19 protein-coding genes are annotated in these 18,259 nt (G+C 36.3%); 13 read left to right on the top strand and 6 right to left on the bottom strand.

Features of this window, described 5'->3' with window-relative positions:
• The first annotated feature begins 46 nt into the window (after positions 1–46).
• From ACPF63_RS13945 to gldG, 3 genes are read left to right on the top strand one after another with little or no spacing between them, the layout of a single operon-like run.
• Positions 47–598: a CopD family protein gene (locus ACPF63_RS13945; protein ID WP_077415194.1), complete on the top strand. Its 552-nt coding sequence runs from the start codon at positions 47–49 to the stop codon at positions 596–598.
• Between the two features lie 59 nt (positions 599–657).
• Positions 658–1,386: an ABC transporter permease gene (locus ACPF63_RS13940; protein ID WP_047376920.1), complete on the top strand. Its 729-nt coding sequence runs from the start codon at positions 658–660 to the stop codon at positions 1,384–1,386.
• A gap of 4 nt (positions 1,387–1,390) precedes the next feature.
• On the top strand, positions 1,391–3,061 hold the full coding sequence (gene gldG / locus ACPF63_RS13935; protein WP_426480316.1) for a gliding motility-associated ABC transporter substrate-binding protein GldG: 1,671 nt from the start codon (positions 1,391–1,393) through the stop codon (positions 3,059–3,061).
• A gap of 131 nt (positions 3,062–3,192) precedes the next feature.
• Here gldG and ACPF63_RS13930 read toward each other — a convergent pair whose 3' ends face one another.
• The 3 genes from ACPF63_RS13930 to ACPF63_RS13920 form a co-directional block, all read right to left on the bottom strand.
• Positions 3,193–4,425: a serine hydrolase domain-containing protein gene (locus ACPF63_RS13930; protein WP_426480315.1), complete on the bottom strand. Its 1,233-nt coding sequence runs from the start codon at positions 4,423–4,425 to the stop codon at positions 3,193–3,195.
• Between the two features lie 251 nt (positions 4,426–4,676).
• The gene (locus ACPF63_RS13925) at positions 4,677–5,306 is read right to left on the bottom strand and encodes a hypothetical protein (protein ID WP_426480314.1); all 630 of its coding nucleotides are present in this window, start codon (positions 5,304–5,306) and stop codon (positions 4,677–4,679) included.
• Positions 5,307–5,426: 120 nt separating this feature from the next.
• Positions 5,427–5,855: a DUF4268 domain-containing protein gene (locus ACPF63_RS13920; RefSeq protein ID WP_077415186.1), complete on the bottom strand. Its 429-nt coding sequence runs from the start codon at positions 5,853–5,855 to the stop codon at positions 5,427–5,429.
• A 176-nt stretch (positions 5,856–6,031) separates the two neighbouring features.
• Here ACPF63_RS13920 and ACPF63_RS13915 point away from each other — a divergent pair, with 176 nt between their 5' ends.
• On the top strand, positions 6,032–6,439 hold the full coding sequence (locus ACPF63_RS13915) for an RrF2 family transcriptional regulator (RefSeq protein ID WP_077415878.1): 408 nt from the start codon (positions 6,032–6,034) through the stop codon (positions 6,437–6,439).
• Between the two features lie 31 nt (positions 6,440–6,470).
• Here ACPF63_RS13915 and ACPF63_RS13910 read toward each other — a convergent pair whose 3' ends face one another.
• A complete protein-coding gene (locus ACPF63_RS13910; RefSeq protein WP_219072423.1) occupies positions 6,471–6,719 on the bottom strand; it encodes a hypothetical protein in 249 nt (82 codons plus the stop codon).
• On the opposite strand from ACPF63_RS13910, the gene ACPF63_RS13905 reads away from it, so the two are divergent.
• Together ACPF63_RS13905 and ACPF63_RS13900 are read left to right on the top strand one after the other, a co-directional pair.
• On the top strand, positions 6,707–7,594 hold the full coding sequence (locus ACPF63_RS13905) for a sulfite exporter TauE/SafE family protein (protein ID WP_077415184.1): 888 nt from the start codon (positions 6,707–6,709) through the stop codon (positions 7,592–7,594). The two genes, ACPF63_RS13910 and ACPF63_RS13905, sit on opposite strands and share 13 nt — an antisense overlap.
• Before the next feature lie 88 nt (positions 7,595–7,682).
• A complete protein-coding gene (locus tag ACPF63_RS13900; RefSeq protein WP_426480313.1) occupies positions 7,683–7,973 on the top strand; it encodes a putative quinol monooxygenase in 291 nt (96 codons plus the stop codon).
• Positions 7,974–8,104: 131 nt separating this feature from the next.
• Here the strand turns inward: ACPF63_RS13900 and ACPF63_RS13895 are convergent, their stop codons facing one another.
• Positions 8,105–9,397: a T9SS type A sorting domain-containing protein gene (locus tag ACPF63_RS13895; protein ID WP_426480312.1), complete on the bottom strand. Its 1,293-nt coding sequence runs from the start codon at positions 9,395–9,397 to the stop codon at positions 8,105–8,107.
• A 194-nt stretch (positions 9,398–9,591) separates the two neighbouring features.
• Entirely contained in the window at positions 9,592–10,398 is an 807-nt protein-coding gene (locus ACPF63_RS13890; protein WP_077415180.1) for a T9SS-dependent choice-of-anchor J family protein, read from the bottom strand.
• A 95-nt stretch (positions 10,399–10,493) separates the two neighbouring features.
• Here ACPF63_RS13890 and ACPF63_RS13885 point away from each other — a divergent pair, with 95 nt between their 5' ends.
• From ACPF63_RS13885 to ACPF63_RS13855, 7 genes are read left to right on the top strand one after another with little or no spacing between them, the layout of a single operon-like run.
• Positions 10,494–12,599 carry a TonB-dependent receptor plug domain-containing protein gene (locus ACPF63_RS13885; RefSeq protein WP_426480311.1) on the top strand — a complete coding sequence of 702 codons (2,106 nt, stop codon included), beginning with the start codon at positions 10,494–10,496 and terminating at the stop codon, positions 12,597–12,599.
• Positions 12,600–12,615: 16 nt separating this feature from the next.
• Complete coding sequence (locus ACPF63_RS13880; RefSeq protein ID WP_426480310.1) at positions 12,616–13,731, top strand: HmuY family protein; 1,116 nt, start codon at positions 12,616–12,618, stop codon at positions 13,729–13,731.
• A gap of 22 nt (positions 13,732–13,753) precedes the next feature.
• On the top strand, positions 13,754–14,632 hold the full coding sequence (locus tag ACPF63_RS13875; protein WP_426480309.1) for a heme/hemin ABC transporter substrate-binding protein: 879 nt from the start codon (positions 13,754–13,756) through the stop codon (positions 14,630–14,632).
• Positions 14,616–15,656 (top strand): FecCD family ABC transporter permease, encoded by a 1,041-nt coding sequence (locus ACPF63_RS13870; protein WP_077415173.1) that lies wholly within the window; start codon positions 14,616–14,618, stop codon positions 15,654–15,656. Before ACPF63_RS13875 ends, ACPF63_RS13870 begins: the two co-directional genes overlap by 17 nt.
• A complete protein-coding gene (locus ACPF63_RS13865; protein ID WP_426480308.1) occupies positions 15,656–16,429 on the top strand; it encodes a heme ABC transporter ATP-binding protein in 774 nt (257 codons plus the stop codon). The genes ACPF63_RS13870 and ACPF63_RS13865 overlap by 1 nt, the downstream gene beginning before the upstream one ends.
• 2 nt (positions 16,430–16,431) lie before the next feature.
• Positions 16,432–17,082, top strand: coding sequence for a class I SAM-dependent methyltransferase (locus ACPF63_RS13860; RefSeq protein ID WP_426480307.1), 651 nt, complete (start codon positions 16,432–16,434; stop codon positions 17,080–17,082).
• Between the two features lie 4 nt (positions 17,083–17,086).
• Positions 17,087–18,115, top strand: a complete 1,029-nt coding sequence (locus ACPF63_RS13855) for a hemin-degrading factor (protein WP_426480306.1) — start codon at positions 17,087–17,089, stop codon at positions 18,113–18,115.
• Positions 18,116–18,259: the final 144 nt, after the last annotated feature.

The raw sequence follows: 18,259 nt of genomic DNA, 5'->3' as shown, positions 1-18,259 counted from the left end.
TCTCTTTTTTTCCGAAATAAACTATCTTTGCAAACAAATTTTTAGGATGCTGTATACCATCATCAAAGCTTTACATATTATCTTCATGGTAAGCTACTTTGCGGGAATTTTTTATCTCGTTAGGATTTTCGTTTACTATAAGGATACTGATGAATTTCCTGAAGAGAAAAAGAAAATTCTGAGAGAGCAGTACACCTTTATGGCCAGAAGACTGTGGAATATTATTACCGTACCTGCGGGGGTAATCATGACAGTATGTGGATTGGTCATGATTTTTTTAAATACCGGTTTGATGAAAATGGGATGGTTTCACTTAAAACTGACCTTCCTGATCGGGCTTGCCATTTACCATTACTGGTGCTGGAAAAAAGTCCTTCATTTAAAGGAATTACATGGAAATACACTGCCAATTGCCAATATAAAACTGAGACAGGCCAATGAAATTGCTACCTTCATTCTGTTTCTGGTCGTATTTACGGTGATTTTAAAATCAATGGTGATCGAATACTGGTGGCAATTAATTGCAGGATTTTTCGTTCTTGTATTTCTGATCATGATGACCGTGAAACTGGTTAATAAAAATAAAAAAAACAAATAATTGTGGAGTAGGGCGCATGTCTGAGTACATTCATCCTTTTTACATCTTACAAAAAAACTATGATTGCAATTTTAAAGAAAGAACTTTGGAGTTACTTTGGAAACTGGAGTGCATGGGTGATCATTGCCGCTTTCAGTTTGATAGCAACTCTTTTCCTGTTCTTTTTCGACAACGATTCTAATATTTTTGAGATCGGAATGGCCTCGCTTCAGAGCTATTTCGTATTGGTTCCATGGCTGCTGATGTTTATCATTCCGGCCCTTTCTATGAAAACTTTTGCGGAAGAACAGCAAACAGGAACATTAAACTGGCTTTTTTCACAGCCGTTAAAAGTTTCTGAGCTCGTAACCGGAAAATTCCTTTCTGTATGGATTGTTGGGATTCTATGCCTTATTCCTTCATTGATTTACCTTTATACAGTATATGTGCTGGGAGTTCCTGCAGGAAATATAGACCTTGGAATGACCTTTGGGAGTTACCTTGGATTGATTATTTTAATTGCGGCATTTGCTGCAGTGGGAATTTTGGCTTCTTCATTATCTCAGAATCAGATTATGGCTTATCTGTTGGGTGTTTTCATGTGCTTTATTATGTATTTCGGAATCGAGCAATTAGCAAGTTATAAACTTTTGGGAGGAGCAGACTTTATCCTTCAGAATATTGGTTTTTATCAGCATTTCTTAGGTTTTACAAGAGGGCTTATTGATTTTAAAGATATAGCGTATTTTGTTCTTGTTATTGGTGCTTCATTAGTATTGTCCAATCATTTTATAAACAAAAAGAAGTAGAGTTATGAAGAAGATCAATGCTAAATCTCCACTGGGAATTTTCTTATTTGCAATTGTTCCATTGGTAATTATCCTGACCTATTCGGGCATAAGATTAGACTTAACAAAAGAAAAAAGATATACCCTTTCTGATAGCACAATCAAAGTACTGGAGTCCGTAAAAAAACCTCTGACTGTTGAAGTGTATCTGGAAGGTGATTTTCCGGCAAGTTTCAAACAGCTGCAAAGTGAAACGAAATTCATGCTGGAAGAATTCAGAAAAATTAATCCGAAGATTGATTTTAAATTCATCGATCCGATTAAAACAAAAATGTCTCAGGACACTTTGATGGCGATGGGGATGCAGCCGTCTATTCTTCCGGATGTAAAAGACGGGAAGATCTCACAGATCACGCTTTTCCCATATGCTGTGATCAAGCATGGAAATGATGGCGTTTCTATACCATTGGTGGTACAACAGGCAGGAATTGATGCCGATCAGCAGTTGACAAGATCTATTGAAGGATTGGAATATAACCTTGTTTCCAACATTAAAAATATTGCAGCAGCAAAAAGAAAGAAAATTGGGATTTTGGTTAATCAGGATGAATTGAGTCCGGACGAATTCCAGGGATTTGTACAGCTGGCAATGGAAAACTATGATGCAGGGCCTATTATTCCTAAAAATCAAACTGAACTTTCATTGGAAGATATCCCGTTATTGAAGCAGATGAGTGCTTTGGTGATTGCAAAACCGAGAAAAGCATTTACAGATAATGAAAAAGTAATTCTTGATCAGTACATTATGAACGGAGGGAAAACCCTTTGGATGATTGATGCCGTAAATGCTGAAATGGATACCTTAACAAGATCCAAAAAAGTAATGCCTTTCCCTGTAGATATCAACATGACAGACTTCTTTTTCAATTATGGGCTGAGAATTAATCCTGCTTTGGTAAAAGACGTTAAGAAGTTTGCCCTGTTAAGATTAGTGACAGGAGAAGTGAGTGGAAATCCTCAATATACAAGCTTACCCTGGCCATATTTTCCGCTTGGAATAGCCGAAAACAATAATCCGGTTACAAAAAATATCAACCCTGTAAAATTTGAATTTCCAACTTCTATTGATACTTTAGGGGGAAGAAAGAATATCAAAACAAAAGTTCTTTTCGAATCCAGTGAAAGGACATTATTGAAACAGGTTCCAAACTATGTGGATCTGAAAGAGGTTGCAAGCGTAGACAGCCTTGGACAAATGGAAAAACCAAGTACACCGAAAATCTTTGCGGTAGCATTGGAAGGGAAATTTAATTCTGCTTATGCATCAAGAATTGAAAGAAAATCCTATCCCGGATTCAAAACATCCAGCTCGGAAAACAAAATGATCGTTATTGCAGACGGTGATGTAGGAAGAAATAAGGTGATCAAAGGAAAACCGCTTCCACTAGGGGTAGATTTGCTTACGAACGAACAATTTGGAAACGAACAGTTCCTTAGAAACGCCTTGGATTATCTGTTGGATGACAGTAACCTGATGGAGCTTAGAAACAGAAATATCGAAGAAAGACTTCTTGACAGACAACGAATTACTGAAGAGAAATCCACATGGCAGTGGCTGAATTTACTGCTCCCACTGGCGATTATCGGTCTTATCGGAGGATTGTTCTTCTGGTTGAGGAAAAAGAAATTTGGATAAAATATAAAAGTCCGGGAGAAAAAATCTTCCGGACTTTTTATTATAATATGATTCAACACTGTTTAGAATCAATTCAGTTTAATGAATTGTTCATGGAATTGTTATTAATAATCGATTGTAACTCGGCTGGCTTATAGTTTCAATTGGTACTTCTCCAATACATTCCAGATCCCATAAAAAGCATCATTTCCCTTCTTATCCGAGAAATTCGTATTAAAGATCATAATCCTACCCAGGTTGTTTTTAGGATCAAAAAACAGCATAGACATTACTCCCGGATCACCTCCGGTATGGCCAATATATCCTGTATAACCAAAACCCATAAATATTCCCACATTATAAGATTCGCTGTAGGGATTTTTATCATTTCGTTCCGTGAAGCTGGAAGCCGTAAGCTGCTGGGTAAAATATTCTTTATAGCTTTTCTGAGTCAGAATGGTTCCCTTTCCATTGTAGCCTTTGATAAGTTCGGTTAAATATTTACTCAGGTCGTTGATGCTTGTAATAAACCCACCATCAGGATATGTTGCAGATTGATAATAGGGAAGTGGAATCTGGGGATTTTCATACAGTCTGGAGAATTTAGAAAACTTTACTTCTTCAAATGACCAGCCTGAATCTTTCATATGTAAAGGTTTCAGGATGTATTCTTTTGTGAAATTATTGAAGGCTTGTCCAGTAGCTTTTTCAATAATAAAGGCTGCCAGAGCAGTTCCTACATTGGAATATTCATAGATTGATCCCGGTTTGTAGGCAGAGAAACTGTTTGTATTCCATTTTCCGTTTTCTGCCAGTACATTTTCTAAAAAAACAGACATTGAAATTATTGAATCTGCAGGGTTGAATACCTGTTCATCATCAAAATTGAGCTTTACTCCATTCAGGTTCTGATCAGGTTTCAGAAAGTAATTTCTAGATAAATAAAATTCGTTGTCAAGAATAGAAGAGGTATGGGTTGCCAGCTGTCGAATGGTAATCGGGGTTTGTGGGAAATGAGGATTAACCACTTTAAAGGGTAAATATTTTTGAACAGGATCATCCAGATTCAATTTTCCGAGTTCCTGAGCTTTAAGAAGGGCAATTCCAACGAATGTTTTGGAAACAGATGCAATATTCTGTATCGTATTTTCAGTATACAATCTCTTTTCTTTCACATCTGAAAAGCCAAATCCCTTTTGATATAAAGTCGACTTTTCATTTACCACAGAAACAGCAAACCCGTTGAATAGGCCTTGCTGGTATATTGCATTGACATCCGAATCCAGAGAATCTCTGACATCATAATTAGCATGACGAACTTCCTTCACCGAATGGCATGATATCAACATCACTGAAATTACCATTGATAATAAAATCCTTCCCATATGTTTTTTAATAATAAGACACCTGGTGAAATAGTTTTGTTACAGATTGAGTAGGTTAAAAAATAGAAAGACTGTCTCAAATCCTGAAACAGTCTCTATTTATTTTTCTAAAGATTAATCTTCAATGCAGGAAAATCTGTTTTAAATCCTGCAGTTTTGTAAGCTGGACTTCAGTTTTTTTCCGGGCGGTAAAAAAGTTGAGGTCACATCTATATTCAATAATGTTTGAGATTGGTGATAAAAACTATAGATTATTGCTGATAGGTTTCTTTTGGAAGTAAAGCAGCAGTTCTGTAATAACTGATATCAGTAGAGATCTGTGCCTGAAGATCCTGGAAGGTATCATAATCATACTGGACCCAGTTTTCTTCATTGTCGGGATCAGGAGTCTTGTCTACAGCCAGTTCAAGCTTTCCGTCTTCCTGATAGCTGCATTCTATAGCAGCATATTTTTCACCGCTTTCGTCCTGTGTATACCAGCATTTTATGGTTCTTTCGAGTTGTGGTTCATAAGTTTCGTTATCGATGACCTGAGAACAGATAAAGTTTTCAGGGTCGTCCGCTTTGAAAACAGTTTTAGAAATTAAGGGCAGCTCGTCCACTGATAAGGAATACAATTTATTGGTAGAAATAATAAATCCGTCGCCTGTCTCTTTTTTTTCAATATCAAAAAAGTCAGATTTTTCCCTGAGATAATCTACTACCTTTGCTTCGTCTTCTTCGTCACTTAGAAAATAATTGATATTGTAAACACTGTCCTCGTTGATGAATTCGATTTCTTTTAGAAAATCAGAATCTTCCTCATAATAATACAGATGATATTCGTTTAGCTTCACAGCTTTACTTTTGGAGATAATTTCTCCAAAAATGTTTTTGTACACTTTTCTCATTTTTAATCATATTATTTAGTTTCATCTATTAGTTTAAGTGGGTATCACAAAGATAAGTTTTCTTTTTTATCTAAGCTTGAAGTGTGAAACAGTATTTATTTCGTAAGTATTTCATATATCCTTTATAAAATCCTCATATTCATAGTAAAACCTTTCGAAACCGTCCATTTTGTCCACAAAAAACTCAAAAATTTCTTGCCATGTATTTTTATTAAAAATGGAAACACCATGTTTTTCTATCCATATCCTGCTGATAATCTTACCGTTTTCAAGGGTGAAGTATTCTTCTTTTTGAAAATCTCCAATGAAATCTTTTAAAATATCTTCCAATGACCAGATCTTTTCGTAATAGGCGTTTCGGAAAATTTCGTCTTTCATTTCTATATCCAGAGAAACTTCTGCTTTTTTATTATCGGCAGAAAATTTAAATGCCATATCCTTTATTTTGGTATCATAAAGAATCCATTTTCTGGGAAATGATCTTCCAAAAGCTGTCCAAAATTCCTTTTTTAACTGCTGTGCTTCTTGTTTACTGAACATACAGCAAACATAATGATTTAATAGGAGAAAGGCAAAAATGTGGTACTGAAACCGTAAAATTACGGATAAGCCGGATACGCAAAAATACGTAATGGAATACCTCAAATTTACAAATTTACCTGTCCACCTTTATCTGCTCTTTTCAAATGTTAAACAATTTTCTTATTTTTGCTGTAATGCTTTCAAAAAAATCTCAATATGCGTTTAAGGCGCTTTCATATCTTGTAGAAAAAAGAAATGAAGGCCCGATTCTTATTTCCGAAATTGCGGAACACAAAAAAATTCCTTTAAAGTTTTTGGAAAATATTCTGCTTGAATTAAAAAAGGCGGAAATTCTTGACAGTAAAAAAGGAAAGGGTGGAGGATATTTTCTGAAGGAAAAACCTGAAAATGTGAAACTGGCCAAAATTATCCGTCTTGTAAACGGTCCTATTGCCATGCTTCCTTGTGTAAGTCTGAATTTTTATCAAAAATGTGACGACTGCAATGAAGATCACTGTGGACTTCATGATGTACTGATAGAAGTTCGGGATGCTTCACTGAATATTCTTGAGAAAAAAACTTTAATGGATCTGGTCGACTGACCTGGTCCTTTTTTTTGAATTATTAGTCTACTTATTTTGTAGAATAAATATTTTTATCAGATATTTGCAATACTTCAAATGAATAAATTATGGTTTCAAAAGAAGAAACATACCCATTACAAACGTTTACCTCTTCCAGCGTGACAGTATCTTCAACTGTTGCATCTGCTTTATCCGGAAAACAAATCTTATGCAGGCAGATATCAGATGTTTTTGTTATCGAAGCTGCAGGTAATGAGGTAATATGTACTAAAACAACTCTGTGATATGGTGATTTCAAGAAAAATTCAGGTAAGGCTTAATGTCCTTCTGGTGACGGCTGTCATTGTATCTATTGCTGTTTTTTCAATGTATGAGCTGGGATATCTGGAAGAGCTGCAGACCATTCTGGCAAAAGATAACTACATTTTTTACTGGATGCTTCTGGTAGGCGTTTTTGCAGAAATTGTTGCAGGATCAATGGGAATGGGGTATGGAGTGATCTGTACCACCACACTTATGCTTCTGAATATTCCGCCTCATATTGTGAGTGCAAGTATCCATTCGGCAGAAAGTTTTACAACGGCAGCGGGAAGTCTCAGCCATATCAGATTGAAGAATGTCAGTAAGAGTTTAGTGAAGAAGCTTGCAGTGCCGGCAGTTATTGGGGCAGTTATTGGTGCGGTAAGCCTTACTTACCTTGGAGAATATTATGCGAAGATCACCAAAACACTGATTGCTTTTTATACTTTATATCTCGGAATTCAGATTTTATCGAATGCTTTTAAAGAAAAACAGAGCAAAGCATTGAAAAGAAAAACCAATCTTACCAGACTGGGAGTGATAGGAGGGTTTATAGATTCTTTTGCCGGTGGTGGGTGGGGACCTCTGGTAACCGGAACTTTGATTAAAAATGCTTTTACCCCAAGATTTGCAGTAGGTAGTTCTACCGTAGCCAAATTTATCCTTACCATAACGGCTGCCGTTACCTTTTTCTTTACTCTGGGAATCCAGCACTGGAATATCATTCTCGGCCTTTTGATTGGCGGAATTATTACGGCTCCTTTTTCAGCGATGCTTACTGCAAAGCTTCCTGTGAAGAAAATGTTTGTGATTATCGGAACATTGGTGATTGTGATGAGTTCTATAACTATTTATAAATCAGTTTTTAATTAAAAATTATGCATTGTATTGAAAAATAAAGAGCTTAAAAAGATATTCGGTTTTGAAAATATTTTACTTTTACATCACTAAATATTAGAACATGAATTTACATATCATTGCACTTTTTAAGTTTAATGAAAATTATCTGATGGATGCCGTAGAGCTGTTTCAGAACCTTGTGAAAGAAACAAGAAAAGAAGAAGGCTGCCTGCAGTATGACCTTATTGAAGATAAAGATAATAAAGGAATTTTCTTCCTGATTGAGCTTTGGGAAAGTGTAGAGCACCACAACAGACACAACGGTCAGGATCACCTTCTGGATTTCCGTAAAGATGCTTCCAAGATCATGGAGAGCTCAGCAGAAGTGTATAAAGGATTTAAGATATATTAATATCGAGGATTGAAAGATTTAAGAATAAAGACTTAAAGATTTTTTCGGTTTCCTTAAAAAATAAAAGGCGGTCTCAATAGCTTGAAACCGCCTTTTTATTAGAAAAAATAGAAAGTATTAAAATAAAATATTTATTTTACGATAAGCTTTTTCGTTTCCGAATGACCTCCGTAAGTAATTTTTACAAGGTAATTCCCTGATGTAAGTGTAGAAAGATTCAGATCCTGTTTGTAGAATCCTGCCTGATTCGTAAGTTCAGCAGAATATACCTTTTTACCGGTAAGATCATAGACTTCTACATTTCCTTTGTTGCTTGCTTTTTCTTTAACATCAAAAAGAACCGTTACTTTTTTATCAGCTGGTGCAGGGTTAGGATAAATACCAAAAGAAGCCTTTTTCCCAACTTCTGTAATACCTAATGTTTCAGTAATCTTCTTGTATTTGAAATACATATTTCCTGTACTTGCTCCACCGTTTGTAGTAAAGTACATTCTATAGTAATCATTTCCCTTTTTGACGTAGTAGACAACATCATTTTTAACGGTTCCTATCCCTTTCCAAGAATGTCCTACAGTAGTAATAGCTGATGAGAAACTTGCTGTGGCAGGTATTGTATAGGCTGTTGTTGCCTGAGTTTCCGGCTGTACCATTGCTACTTTAATGTTTGGGCTCTGGATTGCTCCGGAAAGTGGATACATCTGTACCCCCATATAGAATGTATAATATTTAGTAAATATGAAATCCCATGCAGTTCTTGACGGTTCCAGACTAGGAACTTTTGCTCCGGTATCAAATGAGAAATAATTAAAATAAGAATCATCCGTTCCATTAGCGATTGTTCTTGTTTCTGTAGCTCCCCATGCAGTACCGTTCCATTTTGAGTATTTAAAAGTATATCCTGCAAAGGCATCTTCAATGGCAAATTTGATGTATGTTCCTGAAGGGTATTTTAACACAAAAATAGCTTTCCCCTGGATATGGTGATTTATCGGGTTGTAAACTCCCCATCCTGTTGAAGGGATATTAGGGTTTGGAGATGTCACAGGCCCCTGTTCAAAAGCTCCCTGGCTCCAGTCAGTGGTCTGATCCGGGTTATAAAGAGGGTCTCCCCATGAAGATTCATTGCTGATGCTGATGTTATCCCAGTCTGCTAGATTTGTTGAAGCAGTGAATACTTCGATATCTTTTGCATCATTTATTCTTGATCCAAATGCATAGTTTGAATTTCTATAAAAAGCAACATCCCAGGTATTGGCAGGTTGAGAAACCATATTACCATCTGCAAGGTTTACAAAAACTCTGTTTTGATATCCGCTTCCCATTGTCATATTTACCTGTGAGTATCCAAATGCATCAGTTTGTGCCAAAACAGTCTGCTGAACAGACATTGCCAATACTGAAGCCAATAATAGTTTTGTTTTCATAACTTATTTTTTAAATCCTTATTTAGAATGATTCTACAAAATTATATAATTATTTTTAATGAGTCTAAATAAAAACATGATTTTTATCGTGTTTTTATTTTAATCATACTTTTGATAAGTAAAAAATAAGAATAAAAAAGCCGGAAGGAATAGTCCCGCCGGCTTTAAAAAGGTAGATAATAGTCTAATAAACCTTATTTCTTGATAAATTTTGATTGGATAAGTTTTCCTTCTGCAGTTTCAATATTCATGTAATATACTCCTGTCTGAAGTGTACTGATATCAAATATTTGTCCGTTTGGTTTTCCTTCTGCTGCTTTCTGTCCTGCAGCAGAATAGATACTGATATTTTTAAGATCTTTTTTTGATTTAAATTCCAATGCTGTCTGATCAGAATTTAATGCAAATCTGAGGTTTTCTGTCACTTTATTATTGTCATTTACTCCTAAAGAAGCTGTTGTGTTATAAACGACATTATCAACCTGGATCGCAACGTGTGTTGCTGTAGGAGTGAATTTAAATACAATATATGAACCTGTAGATGCCGGAATATTTACACTGATATTCTGAACTGTACCAATAACTGATACATTGATAGGGCTTCCGACAGGAACAAATGTTGACATATCCGCAGGATTGGATGCTACTCCAATCTGAATACTTCCCGGACCAGGAGATGGAGACACTAAAGTAGTATCAAAAGTCAATGTTTTATTTCCGGTTGGAGTTTCAATTTGTGGTGAAATCAGATATGAAGACCCTGTCGCATTATTTCCTGCGTAGGATTGAACGAACCTGTTTGAATCACCTGCTACAATCATTCTCGGAGGTACGGGAGGAAATTCTCCGGTTATTGGAGCAACAATGGCAGCCCATCCAAACTGAGGGAAAGTAGTATTACCTGCAGTAAAATTATTGAAATTTTCATTGATGTTAGATACCTGAGCATTTGCTGTTAAGGCTGTAAACATCAGAGTTCCTAAAAGTAATTTTAATTTCATGAGATTATTTTTATTTAGAATTATTCCACAAAAATATATATTTATTTTTAATGAGTCTAAATAAAGTTTTATATTTGTCGAAAATTTGTACCCTTATGAAGAAGAAAGTGATTTCCGTTCTATCATTATCTGTAGCCTTATGGATGAATGCACAAGAAAAGGATTCTCTTAATCAAAAGAAAATTGAAGAAGTTGTTATTACAGGACAGTATATGCAGCAGTCCATTAACAAATCAATATATAAGGTTGAGGTTATTGATGCAGAACAGATTAAAAACATGGCGGCGACTAATGTTGCCGAGGTTTTAAATCAAAGTCTTAACATACAGATCACTCCGGATACCCGTTCAGGAAATTCCACTGCCAATATCATGGGACTTAATGGTGATTATGTAAAAATCCTTATAGACAATATTCCGGTAGTAGGAGATACAGGATTGGGAAGTAATATTGATCTTACAAAAATTACCTTAAGCAATATCGAAAGAATTGAAATTGTAAAAGGAAGTATGGGGGTTGAATATGGAAATGGAGCTGTTGCCGGGGTAATCAACATTATCACCAAGAAAACCAGTACAAAAAAAGTAAGTGTAAGAGGTTCAGTACAGGAAGAAACCGTAAGAGATAATTACGATCTTAAGAAAAGAGGGAACGGAAGACATATTCAAAACCTGAATATAGATTATAACATCAGCAATGAATGGTTTGCAAGTATCAATTTCAACCATAACCAGTTTATGGGATATGAAGGAGAAAGCAAAGGTTACAAATATTTCGGACAGGACAATCAGAGAGGATATGAATGGAATCCGAAAGACCAGTATGATGCTTCTGCATTGCTAAGATATACCAAAAATAAAACAACATTCTTCTACAAGCTGTCCTATCTTAATGAGAAATTCAACTTCTATAACCCGGAAGTAAGCCGAAACCCGCTTAATGACGGTGTAGGTGGAGTTTCTTATGAAAGTAGAGACAGAAGGTACAATACAGACCGCTGGGTACACCAGTTTAATATTCAAACTAATCTGGGGCATATCCGGTACATGGGAGACTTCTCCTATCAGAATCAGGACAGAAAGTATTACGACTACAATTACGACATTCCAAACAGAGCGATAAAGAGCCGTCAGGACGAAAAATCCTATTATAAGACAGATGTCATCTACTCAAGAGGGATGTTCAGTAACTTCCTGGATAGCAAAGTTTTTGATTTTCAGTTAGGATATGAATTAGACTATACCAATGGTTATGCTGCACTGATTGCAGGAGATTTCTTTGGAGAAGCCGTAAAAAGAAAAATATTTACCTATTCCAACTTCCTTTCTGCAGAATGGAATGTTTCAGACAAACTTTCATTAAGACCGGGAGTAAGACTTTCCCTTAGTGAAAACTTTAACAATCAATACAACTATTCCTTATCAGCAAGATATAAAACTTCTGAGAATTCAAATCTTAGAGCGATCGTAGGATCAGCAAACCGTTTTCCTAAATATGACGAACTGTACACCTATTTTGTAAATCTTAACCATGATGTACAGGGAAATCCGGATTTAAATCCTGAAAAAGGATTCTCAGCAGGACTTTTCTGGAATCAGAATTTTTCAGTGAATAATGGCTGGAAAATAGCTTACGGAGTAGATGCATTATATCTGGATGTACGTGACAGGATTGAAATGGTGGTGGTAAAACAACCTTCCACCTACAAATACATGAATCTTAATACCTATAAAAATCTATTATTCTCAGCCAATGTAGATTTTAGAAAAGATCAGTTTGCTTTGTCTTTAAGAGGATCAGTAAACGGAACATCGGTATCAATGAATGAATTAACATCCTCTTCTCCTACAGACTTCCAGTATTTAGTACAGGCAGGAGCTTCGGCAACTTACAAACTGAAAAATACCGATACCAATTTTGCCCTTTATTACAAATTTACAGGTCCGGACAGAATCTATGTGTCTGACGGGGCAAGTGGCTTCCGCCTGGGAAAAGTAGACAGTTTTCATATGATGGATTTCATCGTAAGCCAGCCTTTCTGGAATAAGCATTTCGAAATTTCTGTGGGGGTGAAAAATATATTTGATGTGACGAGGTTAAACTCTACTGCAATTGCGGGTTCAGCCCATACAGCAGCGAACGGTTTTGTTAATTTATACTACGGCAGAAGCTATTTTGCCCGATTAATGTTTCAATTTTAAATAATAAGTTACTGTTATGAAGTATTTAAAAATATTTTCTATTCTTTCCGTCATGGTGGCCACTCAGTCTTGCCTTTCTGCAGATGAAGATCCGGTTCCGGTTCCACCTATGACTGGGTCAGAAGTTAACGTAAAAGTGGGTGGTCCTACAGAACCTAATCAGGTTTGGATTGATCTGAGTGATTACACCAATCCGGCTGTCAACAGCAGAACAGATTGGGATCTTGGTTTTTATACAGGAGATGAATTTCGTGTGATTATGAACGGATCTCTTGCTATGACAGTTATTAAAATACCTGATGCTACAGATATCAGTAAAGTAAAAGATGCTGATGCAGCAAGCTTGAAAGAAATTGCTCAGGTAGGAACATTTGATGCTGCCAATATGAAATATATTGACAATCCGAATGGAGATTTCCTAAATCAGACTTCCGGAATTGATGCCATCAAAGAAAATGACGCTGATAATCCTGTTTATCTAATCAATATGGGAAGAGAAATACCTTCCGCAGCCAATATTGGGGCCGGTTCTGTTTCATTATCCGGTGATCCGAGAGGATGGAAAAAAATTCAGATTCTGAGAGCTCAAAATGGATACAAGATTCGCTATGCCGACTTGAATGCAACAGGAACAGATATTAAAGAATATATCATTACAAAAGATACTGAATACAATTTCACATTCTTTAACCTGAAAACGGGTACACCGGTAAAGATTCAGCCTAAGAAAAAAAGATGGGATTTAGCATTCACAACGTTTACCAATGAGGTATTCATGGGACCTACAACCAGTGCGGGAAGCTACTTCTATGCAGATTTTGTAACTACCAATACCTTAAATGGAGTAGGCGCTTATCAGGTAAGTGTTACAGGAAGTCTGGATCAGGCTTATACTGCATTTAAACTGAAAGATGTTGAGCCCGCCAAATTTGTATTTAATGATCACAGAGCCATTGGTGATAAGTGGAGAACAACCACGGGGACGGCATCGAATCCGGTTCCTTTTGTCTACTCAGACCGTTTCTTTGTATTGAAAGATGCTGAAGGGTTCTACTTTAAACTGAGGTTTAACAAAATGAAAGACGAAAACGGAAACCGGGGGTACACCAATTTTGAATTTGAACCTTTATAAAATAATCAAATAATAGTATATCATGAAAAAATTCATTCTTGCAGCTTCTGTACTTGTAGCAGTGTATTCTTGCAAAAAGGCAGAAGGATCACCAAAAGAAAGTACAACGGAAGCTACTTCTGAAGCACCAAAGACCAACAATAAAATAGTAACATTAAGTGGAGGAATTACTGAAATAGTATCTGCCCTGGGCCACGAAAAAGAAATCGTAGGAACGGATGTTACAAGTACTTATCCTGCATCTTTAAAAGCTACAGCTAAAGATTTAGGCCACATGAGATCAATGACTATTGAGCCGATCATGGCAGTCTCTCCAACATTAATTTTAGCTTCTGATAAAGATATCAACCCGGAATTGATGGGGAAAATAAAATCTTCAGGAATTAAAACTGAAGTATTCAAACAGGAGTATACGGTAGAAGGAACTAAAAAGTTGATTGAATCTGTAGCAAAAGCTATCGGAAATACAGACTACCAGAAACTGAATGACAAGATCGATGCAGATCTTAAACAGGTACAGACTATTGCTAAAAAGCCAAAAGTATTGTTCATCTATGCCAGAGGAAATATGCTGATGGTGAGTGGTAAAAATACACCAATGGCTTCATTAATTACCCTTGCAGGCGGTGAAAATGCCGTAACTGATTTTGAAGATTTCAAACCATTGACCCCTGAAGCCGTTGTAAAAGCCAATCCTGATGTACTGTTCTTCTTTGAAACAGGTTTACAGGGAGCAGGAGGAAATGAAGGCGCGCTAAAAATGCCGGGTGTTTCCCAAACCAATGCAGGGAAGAATAAAAAGATCATCGCAATGGACGGAGGTTTAGTATCAGGTTTCGGACCGAGATTAGGAGAAGCAGCAGTAGGATTAAACAAACTTTTAATTGAAAACACAAAGTAAACTATACTTTTATCTTATTATAAGTGCAGTACTGCTTACTATTATAGCAGTACTGTCACTTAATACAGGAGTTTATGATTTTGGAGGAAACTCTCCGTTCATGGCACTATGGCAATTTATAAAAGGAGATTCCAATTTATCATTGAGTGATAAATATGTAATCTGGGACGTAAGAGCAGCCAGAATTATCATGGCAATTTTAGTAGGAAGTATGTTGTCGGTTTCAGGAACAAGTCTTCAGGGACTTTTCAAGAATCCTTTGGCAACGGGAGATTTAATAGGACTTACATCGGGAGCAACTTTGCTGGCAGCAATTGCGATTGTTTTAGGAGGACATTTCAAAGAATATCTTCCTGAGGCTGTACAATTTTCACTGGTAGGAATCGCGGCGTTTATCGGTTCTTTTTTATCAATGATGTTGGTCTACAGAATTTCAACAAGCGGAGGAAAAACAAATGTGGTCATGATGCTGCTTACGGGAGTCGCAATAACGGCTATCGGTTTTTCAGTAACCGGATTTCTGATCTACATCTCAAAAGATGAGCAGCTTAGAGATCTTACCTTTTGGAATTTAGGAAGTTTGGCAGCAGCAACATGGACTAAGAATATCATTCTGGCCATTGTTATGATCATTGCCTATATCATTTTATTGCCGAAAGGCAAAGCTTTGAATGCAATGATGCTGGGAGAAAAAGATGCACACCATCTGGGAATCAATGTGGAAAGGCTGAAAAAGCAGATTATTATTATTGTAGCTTTAATGGTAGGGAGCTGTGTGGCATTCTCAGGAACTATAGGTTTTGTAGGTCTTATTGTACCTTATATTTTAAGACTCTTATTCAAATCCAATTATGCTTTTATTTTGCCATTATCAGCAATGTGTGGAAGCATTTTAATGTTGACAGCAGATACCTTCAGCAGAAGTATTGTGGCACCATCAGAACTGCCGATCGGTATTTTAACAGCCTTAATGGGAGGACCTATTTTTATCGCTATTTTGGTTAAATTTAAAAAGTCACTGTAATGATCAAGGCACACCAGATTAATTATAAACATAAAGAATTCAGGATTCTGGATGGGGTAAATGTCTCTCTGGAATACGGTGAATTTCTGGCTATTGTAGGACCTAACGGAGCAGGAAAGTCAAGTCTTCTGAGCGTATTGGCAGATGAAGTGAAATCCGGAAATAATAAGGTTTTATTTAAGGATAAACCCATCAGAGAATGGAATATCAAAGAGCTTTCAAAACATAAAGCAAAGTTCTCACAGCACAACAGCAATGATATTCCGCTTGAGGTAAAAGATGTGATCATGATGGGAAGATATCCGTATTTTGATGCTCAGCCCGGAAAAGAAGATCTGGAAGCCATGAACAATATGATGTACGAAACTGATATTTTTCATCTTAAAGAAAGAGAATACAATACACTTTCAGGAGGAGAAAAGCAGCGTGTACATCTTTCAAGAGTAATGGCACAGCTTGAAAATGAAATTGCCCACAAACTGGTTTTTCTGGATGAACCTTTGAACAATTTGGATATAAAACATCAGTATAAGGCGTTGGAAATTATCAAAAATTTTACAAAAAAAGCCAATAGTGCCATTGTTGTTTTGCATGATCTCAACCTTGCGGCACAATTTGCAGACAAAATTTTATTAATGAAATCAGGACAGGTTTCCGCCTATGGAACTCCACAGGAAGTTTTTACAGCAGAAAATATCAGCAATGCCTATAATTTTCCCTGTACCATTTGCGAACACCCAATTACCAATAACCCTATGATCATTTTTGGATAACCATGGAAAAAGAAGAACTCAAAATCCTTGCACAGAATCTTGCCAATCCTCAGGGGGAAAAAGGCATCGAGATTGGTGAAATGATGAATACCACTAACATCAGTATGACGTTAGAAAGTATCAAAACACTGGTGGTAGATGATGATCAGCAAATCCTCGAAATAGGACACGGGAATGCAGCACACCTGAAAAGCATAATGAGTCTTGCCAAAAATCTCAGATATACCGGGATTGATATTTCTGAAACCATGCATAATGAAGCCAAAAGGCTCAATAAAGAATTTGAAAGCCAGGCAGATTTTATTTTGTATGAAGGTAGAAAACTCCCTTTCCAGGACAGAACTTTTGATAAAATATTTACAGTCAATACAGTCTATTTCTGGGAAAGTCCGGTAGAATTTTTAAATGAGATACACAGGGTTTTAAAAGATGACGGAACATTCGTTCTTACATTCGGACAAAGAGAATTCATGGAAAAACTGCCGTTTACGGAATATGACTTCATCCTGTACAACAACAGTGAAATGGAAGAACTGATCTCCAAAAGTCATTTTAAAAGGATGAAAACTTCTGAAAAAGAAGAAGAAATAAAAAGTAAAACAGGAAACGAAACAATACAAAGAATTTATACAATTTTAACCATAAAAAAGTAAAGTAATGAGCACATTAGTTAATGATTTAAAGGAAAAATGGGAAGCCCTGAAAGCAGAAAATCCACATATCAGAATAAGAAATGCAGCAGCACAATTAGAAGTAAGTGAAGCCGAATTATTGGCAACAAGCATTGGAGAAGGAGTTACTGTCCTGAACCCGGATTTCCAGGGAATCCTTACAGAAGCTGAGCAGTTAGGAAAAGTAATGGCTCTTACCCGTAATGATGAGTGTGTTCATGAAAGAAAAGGAACGTATCTGAACGGAGATTTCAGCAGCCCTCATGCACAGCTTTTTGTAGGTGAAGATATCGACCTTAGAATTTTCCTTAACCACTGGAAATTTGCTTTTGCAGTATGGGAAGGAGATAAGAAAAGTCTTCAGTTTTTCGGAAAAGACGGATTGGCACTTCACAAGATTTATTTGACTAAAAATAGCAATGAAGCTGCTTTCGATGCGATTGTAGAGAAATTCAAAGCAGAAGATCAGAATCAGGTATTGGCTTTTGAAGCAGTAGCTCCAAAACAGGCTGAAAAAGCAGATTCTGAAATTGATGTAGATGGATTCAAAAAAGCTTGGACAGAATTGAAAGACACACATGATTTTTTCATGATGACAAGAAAATATGGAGTAAGCAGAACACAGGCATTAAGATTAGCTCCGGAAGGATTTGCTAAGAAAATCGATAACGCAAAAGTGGTAAACATCCTTGAAGATGCTTCTGAAAAAAATACACCAATCATGGTTTTCGTTGGAAACAGAGGAATTATTCAGATTCACACAGGAAATGTGAAGAAAACACTTTGGCACCAGCAATGGTTCAATGTAATGGATCCTGATTTCAATTTACACCTTGATGTAACGAAAATTGCAGAAGCTTGGATCGTTAAAAAACCAACAGAAGACGGAGAAGTAACAGCTATCGAAGTATTCAACAAAGAAGGAGACTTTATTGTTCAGTTCTTCGGGAAAAGAAAACCTGGAATTCCTGAGCTTCAGGAGTGGAAGGACCTTGTAGCAGCATTAGAAAAGTAATAATTAGATAATTTGAATGAGACCGTTTTGTTTGTGAAATTCAAAGCGGTCTTTTTTATTTCAGGTTTTGGCGAAAAATAATTTTAAGATTTAAATAAAGAAGATGTGCTGTTACAGTGCAATAACTGCCAAAATATTTGTGTA

Source organism: Chryseobacterium sp. R2ACT005 (assembly GCF_049949215.1).
Taxonomy (GTDB): Bacteria; Bacteroidota; Bacteroidia; order Flavobacteriales; family Weeksellaceae; genus Chryseobacterium.
The sequence above is the reverse complement of the archived record's forward strand: the minus strand, read 5'-3'. Positions and strand labels throughout refer to the sequence as shown.